At 72.6% G+C, this 13,985-nt stretch carries 13 protein-coding genes and 1 pseudogene; 7 read left to right on the top strand and 7 right to left on the bottom strand.

The window, feature by feature from the left end; translation table 11 throughout:
* Nucleotides 1-201 precede the first annotated feature (201 nt).
* Genes ACFPZJ_RS13970 through ACFPZJ_RS13955 form a run of 4 tightly spaced genes read left to right on the top strand, consistent with a single transcriptional unit; the run spans nt 202 to nt 3,935 of the window.
* Nucleotides 202-2,574: a sensor histidine kinase gene (locus ACFPZJ_RS13970; protein WP_381021063.1), complete on the top strand. Its 2,373-nt coding sequence runs from the start codon at nt 202-204 to the stop codon at nt 2,572-2,574.
* A 15-nt stretch (nt 2,575-2,589) separates the two neighbouring features.
* Nucleotides 2,590-3,009 carry a roadblock/LC7 domain-containing protein gene (locus ACFPZJ_RS13965; RefSeq protein ID WP_381021062.1) on the top strand — a complete coding sequence of 140 codons (420 nt, stop codon included), beginning with the start codon at nt 2,590-2,592 and terminating at the stop codon, nt 3,007-3,009.
* Between the two features lies 1 nt (nt 3,010).
* A complete protein-coding gene (locus ACFPZJ_RS13960) occupies nt 3,011-3,370 on the top strand; it encodes a DUF742 domain-containing protein (RefSeq protein ID WP_381021061.1) in 360 nt (119 codons plus the stop codon).
* A complete protein-coding gene (locus ACFPZJ_RS13955) occupies nt 3,357-3,935 on the top strand; it encodes a GTP-binding protein (protein ID WP_381021059.1) in 579 nt (192 codons plus the stop codon). Before ACFPZJ_RS13960 ends, ACFPZJ_RS13955 begins: the two co-directional genes overlap by 14 nt.
* A gap of 67 nt (nt 3,936-4,002) precedes the next feature.
* Here the strand turns inward: ACFPZJ_RS13955 and ACFPZJ_RS13950 are convergent, their stop codons facing one another.
* The 6 genes from ACFPZJ_RS13950 to ACFPZJ_RS13925 all read right to left on the bottom strand — a co-directional run bounded on the left by ACFPZJ_RS13950 (nt 4,003) and on the right by ACFPZJ_RS13925 (nt 9,922).
* Nucleotides 4,003-4,959 (bottom strand): ABC transporter substrate-binding protein, encoded by a 957-nt coding sequence (locus ACFPZJ_RS13950; RefSeq protein WP_381021058.1) that lies wholly within the window; start codon nt 4,957-4,959, stop codon nt 4,003-4,005.
* Nucleotides 4,960-5,100: 141 nt separating this feature from the next.
* Entirely contained in the window at nt 5,101-5,766 is a 666-nt protein-coding gene (locus tag ACFPZJ_RS13945) for an ABC transporter permease (protein WP_381021056.1), read from the bottom strand.
* Nucleotides 5,763-6,458: an ABC transporter permease gene (locus tag ACFPZJ_RS13940; protein WP_381021055.1), complete on the bottom strand. Its 696-nt coding sequence runs from the start codon at nt 6,456-6,458 to the stop codon at nt 5,763-5,765. The genes ACFPZJ_RS13945 and ACFPZJ_RS13940 overlap by 4 nt, the downstream gene beginning before the upstream one ends.
* Complete coding sequence (locus ACFPZJ_RS13935) at nt 6,455-7,582, bottom strand: ABC transporter ATP-binding protein (protein ID WP_381021054.1); 1,128 nt, start codon at nt 7,580-7,582, stop codon at nt 6,455-6,457. Before ACFPZJ_RS13935 ends, ACFPZJ_RS13940 begins: the two co-directional genes overlap by 4 nt.
* A 166-nt stretch (nt 7,583-7,748) precedes the next feature.
* A complete protein-coding gene (locus ACFPZJ_RS13930) occupies nt 7,749-9,215 on the bottom strand; it encodes a sensor histidine kinase (protein WP_381021052.1) in 1,467 nt (488 codons plus the stop codon).
* Nucleotides 9,212-9,922: a response regulator transcription factor gene (locus tag ACFPZJ_RS13925; RefSeq protein WP_381021050.1), complete on the bottom strand. Its 711-nt coding sequence runs from the start codon at nt 9,920-9,922 to the stop codon at nt 9,212-9,214. The genes ACFPZJ_RS13930 and ACFPZJ_RS13925 overlap by 4 nt, the downstream gene beginning before the upstream one ends.
* A gap of 153 nt (nt 9,923-10,075) precedes the next feature.
* Here ACFPZJ_RS13925 and ACFPZJ_RS13920 point away from each other — a divergent pair, with 153 nt between their 5' ends.
* From ACFPZJ_RS13920 to ACFPZJ_RS13910, 3 genes and pseudogenes are all read left to right on the top strand, one after another.
* The gene (locus ACFPZJ_RS13920) at nt 10,076-11,416 is read left to right on the top strand and encodes a ferredoxin reductase family protein (RefSeq protein WP_381021049.1); all 1,341 of its coding nucleotides are present in this window, start codon (nt 10,076-10,078) and stop codon (nt 11,414-11,416) included.
* Between the two features lie 19 nt (nt 11,417-11,435).
* Nucleotides 11,436-11,837 (top strand): FMN-binding protein, encoded by a 402-nt coding sequence (locus tag ACFPZJ_RS13915; RefSeq protein ID WP_381021047.1) that lies wholly within the window; start codon nt 11,436-11,438, stop codon nt 11,835-11,837.
* 1 nt (nt 11,838) lies between these two features.
* Nucleotides 11,839-12,533: pseudogene (locus ACFPZJ_RS13910) on the top strand (FAD:protein FMN transferase).
* Between the two features lie 336 nt (nt 12,534-12,869).
* Here ACFPZJ_RS13910 and ACFPZJ_RS13905 read toward each other — a convergent pair.
* Nucleotides 12,870-13,982 carry a sensor histidine kinase gene (locus ACFPZJ_RS13905; RefSeq protein WP_381021045.1) on the bottom strand — a complete coding sequence of 371 codons (1,113 nt, stop codon included), beginning with the start codon at nt 13,980-13,982 and terminating at the stop codon, nt 12,870-12,872.
* Between the last annotated feature and the right edge of the window lie 3 nt (nt 13,983-13,985).

Genomic DNA, 13,985 nt, shown 5'->3' with positions numbered 1-13,985 from the left:
ACGGCCCATACGTTCACTAGGTACGGATAGCATCCTGCGCATCCCTTGTGCCGTTCCGGACACGCGGCCACCCCGCATCCGTCCGTTCCCCGACCGTCCCCCCTCGTACCCTCGCCCCCGTATCTCCCCTGTCCCCGATCCCCCTGTCCGCCGACCCCCTGTACCCGTATCCTCCGCTCCGCTGATCGCCCTAGGACGACGATGTCTCCACGGACACGTGCCCGGCGCCGTCTCGGCTCCATACGCCTCTCGCTGGTCCTCCTGGCCCTGGTTCCCAGCGTCACCCTCGCCGCGATGTGGAGCGTGACCACGATCCAGATATTCTCGGAGGGCCTGCGGCTGCGTGCCCAGACGGAGCTGAGCCGGTCGACGGGCGCCATGGGCACCGACGCGACCCTCGCCCTGCAGCGGGAGCGCAGCCTGTCGGCGGCGTGGCTGGCCTCGCCGCACGGCTCCCGGGCCGCCCTCGACGAGCAGCGTGCGAGGACGGACGCGGCGGTCGCGAAACTGGTCGGGCAGGCGGACGCCATCGAGGAGGCCCCGTCCCGCGTCTCGGACCGGCTGTACTCGGTCCTCGGCTCGGTGGGCAGCCTGGAGTACTACCGGGACCAGGTGGACAAGCCCACCGACATCACGCCCGAGCAGGCGCTCGACCAGTACACCTCGATCATCGACGACCAGATCCATGCCTTCCAGGAGCTGTCGCAGGTCGACGACGGCGACCTCACCTCGCAGGCCGGCCCGCTGGTCGCGCTCGAGCACGCGGCGGAGCTGGTCTCGCAGGAGGACGCGCGGCTGACCCTGGCCTGGCCGTCCGGGCACGTCGACGAGAAGGCCTGGACCGAGTTCACGGAACTGGTCAACACCCGCCGCTGGCTGGTGCAGGACCAGGTGCTGCCCTCCCTGAACGGCAGTGTGAAGACGCAGACCGAGCGGATCCTGCAGAGCCCGGAGTGGCAGACCCTGCAGAAGATCGAGGACCAGGTGCTGGCGGCGCGGGCCACGGAGCGGGGCGGGCGGATCATCCTGCCGGACGCGCAGAAGCGGTGGAACGCCGCCCTGGACAAGGTCTCCGACCAGTACACCGAGCTGATCCTGGGGCAGACCTCGGGCCTGCTCGACCGCAGCGCCGACAAGGCCCGCAGCCTGCTGGTCACTGCCGCCTCCCTCAGTGCCGGCGGACTGGTCGCCCTGCTGCTGTGCGTCGGCATGTCCTGGCGGATCACCCGCTCGCTGTCGCGGCGGCTGCGCGGTCTGCGCATGGCCACGCTCAGCCTGGCCGAGGAGCGGCTGCCCGACGTGGTGGCCCGGCTGGAGCGGGGCGAGAAGGTCGACGCGGAGTCGGCGACCACGCCCCTGGACTACGGCCACGACGAACTCGGCCAGGTCGCCCAGGCGTTCAACACCGCGCAGCGCACGGCCGTGCTCACCGCGGTGGAACTCGCCGACACCCGGCGCGGTTTCCAGAAGATCATCCTGGGCATCGCCCGGCAGAGCCAGAACTTGGTCAACCTCCAGCTCAGCAAGCTCGACGCGCTGGAGCGCCGGCACACCGACCCCGACGTCCTGCAGAGCCTGTACGAACTGGACTCCACGGCCAGCCAGTTGCGGCGGTACGAGGAGAACCTCGTCATCGTCAGCGGCGAGCGGCCCGGCCGCAGCTGGAGCCGGCCGGTCGCGCTGATCGACATCCTGCGCAGCGCCGTCGGCGAGGTCGCCGAGTACCAGCGGGTGGAGGTGCACACCGAGGAGGAGGTGTACCTCGCCCCGCCGGCGGTGGCCGACGTCATCCACCTGCTGGCCGAGCTCATCGACAACGCGACCGCGTACTCGCCCGCGCCGAGCCCCGTCGGGGTGCGGGCCGCCCTCGTCGCCAAGGGCCTGGCCGTCGAGGTCGAGGACCGGGGCCTCGGCATGTCGGAGGAGGACTACGCTTCCCTCAACGCGCAGTTGGCGACGCCTCAGAAGTTCGACGTGGTCGCGCTCGCCGACGACCTGCGGCTCGGCATGTTCGTCATCTCCCAGCTCGCCCACCGGCACGGCATCGCCGTCACCCTGCGCCCCTCGCCGTACGGCGGCACCACGGCGATCGTGCTGATCCCGCACGACATCGTGGTGCGGGAGGTCCCGGGCGACGCCGACGCGCCCGACGCACCGGAGGCGAGCGGCGTGCCGGACCCGCAGGGCACGAGGACCGCGCCGGAGCCGGAGCACGCCGAGGCCGCCGAGGTGCCCAGGACGGCCGGGCCCGCGCGGGAGTCCCGGACCCGCACCGCCGTCCGTACGGCCGCCGCGCCCGTCGCCCGGCGTGACGGCCTGGCCCCGCTGCCCCGCCGCGTACCGCAGACCAGCCTCGTCGCCGAGCTGCGCGAGGAGGCCCCGCCCGCTCCGGAGGACGGCGGCCTCGACGACTTCACCGCGGAGCGCGCCGCCTCCTCCCTCGCCGGCTTCCAGCGCGGCACGCTCCAGGCGCGCGACGGCGACGCCGAGCCGCCGTACGACCCCGGGGAGGCGGCCGGGGCGGAGCAGGCCGCCTCCCCCGTCGTCCCCTCGACTCCCCCCGCCGACCGCTGACGAAGGAACACCGCCATGACACGCCCCATCCCCGCCACCCACACCCAGCTGGACCAGCTGCTGACCGGACTCGTGGAGCGGGTCGCCGACGTGAACCACGCCGTGGTGCTCTCCGAGGACGGACTGGTCGTCAGCAAGTCCACCGGGTTCCTGCGCGACGACGCGGAGCGGCTCGCGGCGACCGCCTCCGGCCTGATGAGCCTGAGCAAGGGCGTGAGCATGGACTTCCGGGGCGGCCCGGTGCGCCAGGCGCTCATCGAGATGGCCAACAGCTATCTGATCCTCACCTCGGCGGGACCGGGCGCCCATCTCGTGGTGCTGACCGGCCCGGGCGCGGACGTCGGTGTGGTCGCGTACCAGATGAACATGCTGGTGAAGAAGATCGGTGAGCACCTCAGCGCGGCGCCGCGCGGCACCGCCGGCCCCGGCGCGTGAGGTGAGCGGAGGCGACACGCCGGGACGGCTCGTACGACCTTTCACCCTGACCGGTGGCCGGACCCGGCCCAGCCGGGCCGACTTCACGCTCATCACGACCGTGAGCACGGTGGATCCGCCGCCCGTCTCGGCCGCCCGGCCGCAGCCCGAGCACCACCGGATCCTGCGGCTGTGCACCCGGCCGATGGCCGTGGCGGAGCTCGCCGCCCGCCTCGACCTGCCGGTGAGCGTGGTCGTCATCCTGCTCTGCGACCTGCTGGAGGCGGGCCGGATCACCGCGCGCCCACCGCGCCCCGTCTCCCGTACCACCCCGGACCTGGACCTGCTGCAGAAAGTGAGGGACGGCCTTGGCCGGCTCTGACACCGCCGCCGAAGCGCCCACGGCACCCGACACGGTCAAGATCCTCATCGCCGGCGGTTTCGGCGTCGGCAAGACCACCATGGTCGGTTCGGTCAGCGAGATCGCGCCGCTGCGCACCGAGGAACCGCTGACCATGGCGAGCCTGGGCGTCGACGACCTGGACGGCATCGAGCAGAAGCGGGCCACGACCGTGGCCCTGGACTTCGGCCGGATCACCATCAGCGACGAACTCGTGCTGTACCTGTTCGGCACGCCGGGGCAGCAGCGGTTCTGGTTCATGTGGAACGACCTGGCCGTCGGCGCGCTGGGCGCCGTCGTCCTGGTCGACGTGCGCCGCCCGGAGTCCAGCTTCGCCGCGATCGACTTCTTCGAACGCCGGGGCATACCCTTCGTCGTCGGCGTCAACGGCTTCCACGGGGAGCACCCGTACCCGCCCGACGACATACGGGAGGCCCTGGCGCTGCCGGAGGGCGTGCCGGTGCTGCTGTGCGACGCGCGGGAGCGCGAGTCGTGCCGGGACGTACTGATCGCCCTCATCGACCAGTTGATCGCTGCGGCGGCCTGAGGGGCGACCGGCGGTCGCCCCCCGGCCACAGCGCCGTGGCCGCCGCGGTGAGGTGCCGGGGGGCGGTTCAGTCCAGGCCGGCCGACTTCAGCCAGTTCCTCGCCACGTCCAGCGGGTCCTTCTTCTCCAGCTGCACCTGGGCGTCCAGGTCCATCAGTGTGGCCGTGTCGAGCTTGGCGGAGACCGCGTCGAGGGCGGCGGCGCCCTCCTTCGGCAGCTCGCCCTTGCGGACCAGCGGCTGCACGTTCTGGAAGCCGAAGAGGTTCTTCGGGTCCTTCAGGACGACGAACCTCTCCTTGGCGATGGTCGGGTCCGTGGTGAAGATGTCCGCGACCTGCACGGTGTTCTTCTTCAGCGCCGTCTGGGTGAGCGGGCCGCCGGCGTCGAGCGCCTTGAAGGACTTGAACTCGACGCCGTACACGGACTTCAGTCCCACCAGGCCCTGGTGCCGGGTCTGGAACTCCGGTGAGCCGCCGAAGACCAGGTCCTTGGCGATGCCCTTGAGGTCCCCGATGCCGGACTCCGCGTCGAGGCCGTACGTGCGGGCGGTGGCCGCGTTGACGGTCACGGAGTCCTTGTTCTGCGCGGACGCCGGCTTCAACAGCTCCAGCTCGGCGTCGAGTTCGGCGTTGATCGCGGCGGTGGTCTCCTCGACCGTGGCCGGCTTGGCCTTGGGGTCGAGGTAGGCCAGCAGGGAGCCGTTGTACTCCGGCAGCACGGTGACGGACCCGTTCTTGATCAGGCCGTAGGTGGTCTCCCGGCTGCCGATGTTGGGCTTGTAGGTGACCTTGATGCCCTTGGCCTTGAGGGCCTCGCCGTAGATGTCGGCGAGCAGGATGCTCTCGGCGAAGTTGTTGGAGCCGACGACGACGGTGTCGCCGTCGCCCTTGCCCTCCTTGAGCGGGTCGGTGGTGTCGCCGGAGGAACAGCCCGCGAGCAGCGCCGCCGCGGTGGCGAGCGCGACGGTGGCCACGCCGGGGTGCCTCGTCCTGGACCTGCTGCTGCTCTTGGCTGAAGTAGTCACCCACCGATCCAAGCCAGCCGCTTCTCGATCAGTCAAGAGCAGCCTGGTCACCAATTGGCGTGTCAGCGCCTTCGGTTGTCCGGCTGACGTGCTGTCACGCCGTCGTGGCCGTCAGCTGCCGCCCGCCCTCGGGTGAGCGCGTCACCTCTGCCGCACACCGGGCGACACCGCGATCCGTCCCACCGCCCAGAACACCGCGAGCGTGGCCAGCGCCAGGACGGCGACCAGGGCGGCCCCGCCGACGACCTTCTCGTAGTCCCGCTGGTACAGGCCGTCGACGATGTACCGGCCGAGGCCGCCGAGGCTGACGTACGCGGCGATGGTGGCCGTGGACACGATCTGGATGGCCGCCGAGCGCAGCCCGCTGAGGATCAGCGGCAGGGCGACGGGCAGTTCGACCTGGAAGAGGATCCGCCGCTCGTGCATGCCCATGCCGCGGGCGGCGTCCACCGGCGCGGGGTCGACGGCGCGCACGGCCTCGTACGTGGTGACGAGGATCGGCGGCACGGCGAGCACGACCAGCGGGATCATGACGGGCACCATGCCGAAGCCCAGCAGCATCGTCATGAGCACCAGCAGGCCGAAACTGGGCAGCGCGCGGCCCGCGGTGGCGGCCAGGGACAGCACGGTCCCGCCACGCCCGTGGTGCCCGGTGACCAGGCCGACCGGCAGCCCGATCGCGGCGGCGAGGGCGAGCGCCAGCAACGAGTAGCGGACGTGTTCCCCCAGGCGGGCGGGGATGCCGTCGTAGCCCTGCCAGTGGGCGCCGTCGCCGAAGAAGGAGTGGACGAAGGTGAGTACGTTCACCGGGCCGCGTCCTCCGGTTCGGGCCGGCCCGCGGTCCTCGGCCGCTGCCGCGCGCCGCTCGGCATCCAGGGGGTCAGCACGACGCGCAGGAGGACCAGCAGGGCGTCGGCGAGGATCGCCAGGACGGCCGTGGTGATCACGGAGTTCCACGCGAGCTCGGGCCGGTTGTAGATGGTGGCGTCGTGCAGCAGGTTGCCGAGCGCGCCCTGGTTGCCGATCAGCGTGCCGATGCTGACCAGGGAGATGCTCGACACCGTGGCCACGCGCAGCCCCGCGATGACGGCGGGCACCGCGATCGGCAACTGCACCTGGAGGTAACGCCGTACGGGCCCGAAGCCCATGGCGGTGGCGGCGGCCAGGGTCTCCTGCGGCACCGACCGTACGCCGTCAACGATCGCGGGCACGAGCACCACCAGGCTGTAGACGGCCAGCGGGATCATGACGGTCAGCTCGGTCTGGCCGGTGTAGTCGATGAGGACGACGAAGAAGGCCAGCGAGGGGATGGCGTACAGCACGGTCGTGACGCCCAGCACGGGCGGGTACAGCCAGCGGAAGCGCACGCACAGCTGGGCGATCGGCAGCGCCAGCAGCAGCCCGGCCGCCACCGGCAGCAGGGCCTCCCGCAGGTGCAGTCCGATCAGGCCCAGGTAGCTGTGCTGGAGGTCGCTCGGGATGTCGAAGAAGCCGTTCACGGGGCGACCTCGACCTCGGCCTCGGCGCGGCGCTCGGCGTGCGCGGCGCGGATCGCGGCGCCGATGGCCTGCTGCGACACGACGCCGGTCACCCTTCCGTCGGCGTCCACGGCGACGGCCCAGCCGGTGGGCGAGAGGACGGCGCAGTCCAGGGCCGCGCGCAGCGAGTCCGTACCGGGCACGAACGGCCGCCCGTACGGCAGGAGTCGACCGGGCCTGATGTCTCCGGCGGTCAGCTCCCGGCGCTCGCTCCAGCCCAGCGGTCTGCCCTCCGCGTCGGTCACCAGGAGATGGGGCGTGTCCGGGGCGCCGATCTGCTCGGCGGTGGCGTCGAGCGGGATCACCGGATCGGTGGTCAGCTCCAGGCTCCGGGAGGAGAAGAGCGACAGCCGCCGGATACCGCGGTCCGCGCCGAGGAAGTCCTCGACGAAGGCGTCCGCCGGGTCGGAGAGCAGTTCGGCGGGCGGTGCGAACTGGGCGAGCCGGCCGCCGGCCCGCAGCACGGCGACCTTGGTGCCGATCTTGACGGCCTCGTCGATGTCGTGCGTGACGAAGACGATGGTCTTGCCCAACTCGTCCTGCAGGCGCAGCAGTTCGTCCTGGAGTCCCTTGCGGACCACGGGGTCGACGGCCGAGAACGGCTCGTCCATCAGCAGCACCGGCGGGTCCGCGGCCAGCGCCCGCGCCACGCCGACGCGCTGCTGTTGCCCGCCGGAGAGCTGGTACGGATACCGCTTGGCGAGCCCGGCGTCGAGGCCCACGCGCTCCATCAGCTCCACCGCCCGCGCCCGGGCGCGCTGTCTGCCCCAGCCGAGCATGCGGGGCACGGTGGCGATGTTGTCGACGATCGTGCGGTGCTGGAAGAGCCCGGCGTTCTGGATGACGTATCCCATGGAGCGGCGCAGCGTGGTGACGGGCTGCCGCTGGATGTCCTCACCGTCCAGGAGGATCGTTCCCGCGCTCGGCTCGACCATCCTGTTGATCATCCGCAGGGTGGTCGTCTTGCCGCACCCCGACGGTCCGACGAGAACGGTGATCGCGCGGTCGGGTATCTCCAGGGAGAGCCGGTCGACCGCCACGGTGCCGTCCGGATAGCGTTTGGTGACTGAATCCATCCGTATCAAAACGCCGGTAACCCTTCGTGGGCGGAACTCTGGACGTGGGCGGGGCTCGTGCCAGGGTCGTACGGGCTGTCGGCGATCGAGTCTAGACGGGGCCCCTCACGCCTCCGGCAGCCCCGCCGCCGAACTCCCGCCTGTCGCAGGGCATCCGCGTCCCCCGCCCCGAATGTCACCGGTCCGTGCGAGACGGCTCGGGCGCGCCGGTGAGGGGGAGGGTCATCGTGAAGACGGTCCTGCCCGGTTCGCTCATCAGGTCGATCGTGCCGCCGTGCGCCCGGACCAGGGAGCGGGCGACCGCCAGGCCCAGTCCGCTGCCGCCGCGGTCGCGGCTGCGGGCCTTGTCGACGCGGTAGAAGCGGTCGAAGACCCGCTCCCGGTCCTCGGGCGGAATGCCGGGGCCCGCGTCCGTCACCCGGACCAGGGCCGTACGGGAGGAGACGGCGACCTCGACGCAGACCTCCGTGCCGGGCGGGGTGTGCACGGCGGCGTTGGTGAGGAGGTTGTCCAGGACCTGCCGGACGCGCTGCGGGTCGAGGCGGAGTTGGAGCGGCCTGCCTCCGGCGCGCACGGTCAGCGGGCGGTCCGGGTGGGTCGCGCGGAAGGCGTCGGCGGCCTGCTGGACCAGGTCCGCGAGGTCCACGTCCGCCGGCCGCAGCGGCGCCTCCACCTCCGCCGCGTCCAGCCGGGCGAGCAGCAGCAGGTCGTCCAGGAGGACGCCCATCCGGGCGGCCTCCGCCCGCAGCCGGGCCAGGTGCTTGTCCCGCTCCTCGGGGGCGTTGGCCGCCGCGTACTGGAACAGGTCCGCATACCCCCGGACCGACATCAGCGGTGTGCGCAGCTCGTGCGAGGCGTCCGCGACGAAGCGGCGCAGCCGCTGCTCGGCCTCCGCGCGCACGGCGAGGGAGTCGTCGATGTGCTCCAGCATCGTGTTGAACGCCGTACGGAGCTCCTCGACCTCCGGGCCGCCGCCCGGGCCGTCGGCGCGCAGCGGGAGCCGGGCCGCCGACTCGGTCAGGTCGTGCGAGGCGATGCCGTGCGCGGTGTGCGCCATGTCGTTGAGGGGTTTCAGGCCGCGCCGCAGCATCTTCCGGCCGAACACCACCAGCGCCAGCAGCGCGAGCCCGAAGGTGACGGCCTGGATGGTGATCAGCTGCCGGACGGTGTCGTCGATGTCCTCCATGGGCGCGGCGCTCACCAGCACCACCCCTGGTTCGACCTCGCAGGCGCGCAGCCGGTAGGTGCCCTCGCCCCTGAGGTGCTCGGTGCGGACGAGTTCGGTGTGCGAGACGGTCTGGGCCCGGGCCAGTGCGGTGAAGTCGTCGACGTCCTCCGGCAGGTCGCCGGCGTTCTCGGGCCTGCGGAGCACGGGGGTGCCGCCCGACACGTCGTACACCGCGTAGTACCAGCGGTAGTACCGCTTGCCCTGGAGCGAGCCGTGCTGGGCGATGCTCTTGGACTGGGCGAGCTGGGCGAGCTTGAGCTGGTCGTTGAGCTGGGCGGAGAGGTAGTCCCGCATGTACGTGGTCAGGGCCGTGCCGACGACCGCGAACACCACCAGTGACAGCGCCCCGAGGCCGAGGGCCAGCCGGGTGCCGAGCCTGAGGCGCCGGTACGTCGAGCGCAGCCGGCGGATCACTCGGCGGCCTGACGGATCACGTACCCGAAGCCGCGCACGGTGTGGATCAGCGGTGCCCCGCCCTCAGCGCCCTCGACGGCGGCCTCGTCGAGCTTGCGGCGCAGGCGGCTGACGACCAGCTCGACGACGTTGGAGCGGCCCCCGAAGCCGTACTCCCAGACGTGGTCGAGGATCTGCGCCTTGGTCAGCACGGTCGGCGACTTGCGCATCAGGTAGCGCAGCACCTCGTACTCGGTCGGGGTGAGGGTGAGCAGCGTGGCGCCGCGGCGCACCTCGCGGGTGTCCTCGTCCATCGACAGGTCCGCCACCCGCAGCACCGAGCGCTGGAACCCGGGCCCGGCGCTGCGCCGCAGCACGGTCCGCAGCCGGGCCATCAGCTCCTCCACCGCGAACGGCTTGACCAGGTAGTCGTCCCCGCCCCGGGTCAGCCCGGCCACCCGGTCGGCGACGCCGTCGCGGGCGGTGAGGAACACCACCGGGACCATCGTCCCGGAGCGCCGCAGCCGGTCCAGCACACCGAAACCGTCGAAATCGGGCAGCATCAGGTCCAGCACCACGATGTCCGGGCGGAACTCGGCGGCGCGGCGCAGCGCCTCCTCACCGGAGTTCGCGGTGACGGCTTCCCAGCCCTCGTAGCGGGCGACCGTCGCCACGAGGTCGGCGATGGGCGGGTCGTCGTCCACGACGAGGAGTCGTACTTTTTCCACCCGCCCATAGTGCGGCACGCGGGCCGCGGCGCCAGAGGCGTCCGCCGCCCCCTTGCCGCATCGATAAAAACTTGAGAGTCGACCGACAGGTGATCGACAGCTGCCGGCGGCCAAGCTCGGACTCCCAGGACCCGATCGAGGGAGTAGCCGGCTGTGGCAGCTGTCCCATCGCACCCCGCGGCCCGCACGGCGGTGCGCCGCCCGAGCGTGGTGGCCCGCACCGGCCTGTACGCCGTGCTGGCCGCGAACGCCGTCGTCGTGGGCGTCTTCTTCGTGCAGGCCGGCTTCGGCTCCAACGCCCTGGTCCTGCTGGGCCGGCTCACCGGCCTGTACGGTGCCCTGCTGATGGCTTTCCAGCTGCTGCTGGTGGCCCGGCTGCCCTGGCTCGACCGCCGCATCGGCATGGACCGGCTCACCTCCTGGCACCGCTGGGTCGGCTTCGGTCTGCTGTGGACGCTGCTGGGCCACGCCGTGTTCCTCACGCTCGGCTACGCGCAGATGGCGTCGATGGATCCGGTGAACCAGCTCGTGGACCTCGCCGGGACCACCGAGGGCGTGCTCCGCGCGCTCGTCGCCCTGGCGCTGCTCGTCGTGGTCGGCGCGGTGTCGGCGCGCCGGGCCCGGCGCCGCATGGCGTACGAGACGTGGCACTTCGTTCACCTGTACACGTACGTCGCCGTGGTCCTGGCCTTCACGCACCAGGTCGCGGTCGGTACGACGTTCACCGCGTCGTCCGCCGCCACGGCGTACTGGTACACGCTGTGGGGCGGGTCGCTGACCGCGCTGGCCGTCGGCCGGCTGGTGCTACCGCTGTGGCGGAACTGGCGCCACCGGCTACGGGTCACCGCGGTCGTCCCCGAGAACGACCAGGTGGTCTCGATCTACGTCACCGGCCGTGATCTGGACCGGCTGCCCGCCCGGGCCGGGCAGTTCTTCCTGTGGCGGTTCCTGACGAGGGACCGCTGGTGGCAGGCCAACCCCTTCTCCCTGTCCGCCGCTCCCGACGGCCGTACGCTCCGGCTCACCGCGAAGGCGGCGGGCGACGGCACGGCGGCGCTGCGGCACCTGAAGGTCGGCACGCGGGTGTTCGCCGAGGGACCGTACGGCGCCTTCACCGCGATGCACCGGACCCGGCCGGAGGCCCTGCTCATCGCCGGCGGCGTGGGCGTCACCCCGATCCGAGCGCTGCTGGAGGAGCTCGACGGGCACTCGGTGGTCGTCTACCGGGTGGCCACCGACCGCGACGCCGTCCTCTACGACGAGCTGCGCGACCTGGCCCACGCCAAGGGCGCCGAGCTGCACCTGGTGACCGGGCCGCCCGTCCCCGACCGGCTCGCTCCGGCCGAGCTGGCCCGCCTCGTGCCGGACCTCGCCGACCGGGACGTCTTCCTGTGCGGGCCGCACCCGATGATGACCGCGGTGCTCGGCACCCTGCGCGCGCTGGGCGTGCCCAAGCGGCAGATCCACTTCGAACGCTTCAGCCTGGCGGGCTGACGGAGACGAGGAAGACACCGTGAAACGAGCGATACCCGTCCTGGTCCTGAGCGTCGCGGGTCTGATCCCGGTGTGGCGCTACGAGCCGTCGCACGGCACGGCGGGCACCACCGAGGTCGCCGCCCCCGCCCCGACGCCCTCCACCGCGGCGGGCGGCTCCGCCCGGCTGGTCGCGGGTCCCACCGTCGAGACCGAGAAGGGCCCGGTGCAGGTCGAGGTCGCCTTCGAGGGCGACACGATCAGCTCCGTACGGATGCTGCGGCAGCCGGACCACCCGCAGACCGAGGCCGCCGTGCCGCGGCTGATCGAGGAGACGCTCCAGGCGCAGAGCGCCGACATCGACACGGTGTCCGGCGCCACGGTCACCAGCGAGGGCTACAAGGAGTCGCTGCAGGCCGCCCTCGACGCGAAGGGCTCCTGACGTGCGGCGCGTCGAGCACGTCATGGGGTTCCCGGTGTCGCTGCGGGTGGACGACGAGCATGTGCCCGAGGCGACGGCGGACGCGGTGTTCGCCTGGCTGCGGGAGGCCGACACGCGGTTCAGCCCCTTCAGGCGTGACAGCGAGGTGTCCCGGCTGGACCGCGGGCAGCTGAGCGAGGTCGGTGCCGACCTGCGGGAGGTCCTGCGGATCTGCGAGGAGTACCGGCTGGCCACCGGCGGTGCCTTCGACGTCCGGCTGCCCGGCCGGGGCCTGGATTTCTGCGCGGTGGTCAAGGGCTGGTCGGTGCAGCGGGCGGCCGGGCTGCTGACCGCGGCCGGGGTCCGGCGGTTCTGCCTGAACGCCGGGGGCGACGTGGTCGCCTCCGGCGGGCCCTGGCGGGTGGGCGTACGGCATCCCGAGCACGCCGACCGGCTGTGTACGGTGCTCCGGCTGACGGACGGCGCGGTCGCGACCTCCGCGCGGTACGAGCGCGGGGACCACATCCTCGACGGCCGCACGGGCCGCCCGGCGACCGGCCTGCTGAGCATCACGGTCACGGCCCCCACCCTGACCGAGGCGGACACGGTCGCCACGGCGGCGTTCGCCATGGGCGCCGAGGGCGTCGAGTGGGCCGCCGCGCGGCGCGGCGGCGCGTGCTGCGCACGGGCGGGTTTCCGGTGGCAGTGGCGGCGTAGGGGGCCGCGGGTAGGGTGAGGCCCAGCGACGGCGACCGGCGGGGGCGCGCTGAGATGACGCGCAGGGGCGACGACCGACAGGGGCCGCGCTGACGTGACGCGCAAGGGGCACGATCGACAGGGCCCCGCCGACATGACGCCCAGAGCCACGACCAACCGGGGCCCCGCTGAGTTGACCCCGAAGCGGCGATCCGACGTGGGCGTCGCCCAGATGACCTCCCAAGGCGGCGACCAGACGGGGGAGCCGACCGCTGAGAGGTCCCCAAGGGCGGCGACCTAGACGGGGGCCCCTGAGATCGCCCGCAGGGCGGCGACCCGACGTGTGGCCTCTGCCGGTCAGCCCTCGGCCGCCGGCAGCACCACCTCGAAGCGGCAGCCACCCGGAATGTTGCGTACCGTGGCCCGGCCGCGGTGGGCCTCGACGATGCCGCGGACGATGGCGAGGCCGAGGCCCGCGCCGGCGGGCGGGGTACGGGCGTGGGTGCCGCGCCAGCCGGTGTCGAAGACCCGCGGCAGGTCCTCCTCGGGGATGCCGCCGCAGCCGTCCGTCACGGACAGGACCACGCCCTCGGGTGAGCGTTCGGCGGTCACGGCGACCGTGCCGTCGGCGGGCGTGCGGCGGATGGCGTTCACCAGCAGGTTGCCCAGCACGCGGCTCATCTCCCGGCCGTCGACCTCGACGGGCACCGGTTCGACGCGTTCGGCGGCGAGCCTGACGCCGTGCTCGCGGGCGAGCGGGTCCGCGCCGGACAGGGCGTCGCCGACCAGGTCGTACAGGGACATCCGGGAGAGGGACAGGGTGAGGGCGCCCGCGTGGATGCGGGAGAGCTCGAAGAGATCGCCGACCATGCCGTTGAGGCGTTCGACCTCGGTGCGGATCTGCCGGAGGTAGCGGTCGGGGTCGGCGGCGACACCGTCCTCCAGGGCCTCGGCCATCGCGCGCAGTCCGGCGAGCGGGGTGCGCAGGTCGTGGGAGATCCAGGCGACGAGTTCACGCCGGGAGGACTCCAACGCGCGTTCCCGGTCGCGCGATTCGGCCAGTTTGACGCTGGTGGCTTCCAATTCGCGGCTCAGCGCGGCGAGTTCGGCGGTGGACGGGCCGTCGGGAGCGGAGAAGTCGCCGCCGTCGCCGAAGGAGCGGGCGGCGAGGGTCAGGGCGCGGCTGCGGGCGACGACCCAGCGGCCCAGCAGCAGCGCGGTGGCCAGGGACACCACGGCGGCCATCGCCACGACGGTCGTCACCACCGTCAGGTCGTGCGCGGACAGGAACATGGCCTGGGCGACGGCGAGGGTGCCCGCGAGCATGGCGGTGACGGCCACCGCGGCCACCACCGTCAGGGACGCGACGAGGGAGCGGCGGCGGATCAGCAGCAGCACGAGCGCGCCGAGCAGTCCGGCCGCGGCGGCGCCGAGGAAGGCGAACAGGGCGATGAGAAGGGTGTCACGCATGGC

Source organism: Streptomyces bullii (assembly GCF_042657145.1).
Classification (GTDB): domain Bacteria; phylum Actinomycetota; class Actinomycetes; order Streptomycetales; family Streptomycetaceae; genus Streptomyces; species Streptomyces bullii.
This window is presented reverse-complemented; position numbering and strand designations above follow the sequence as displayed.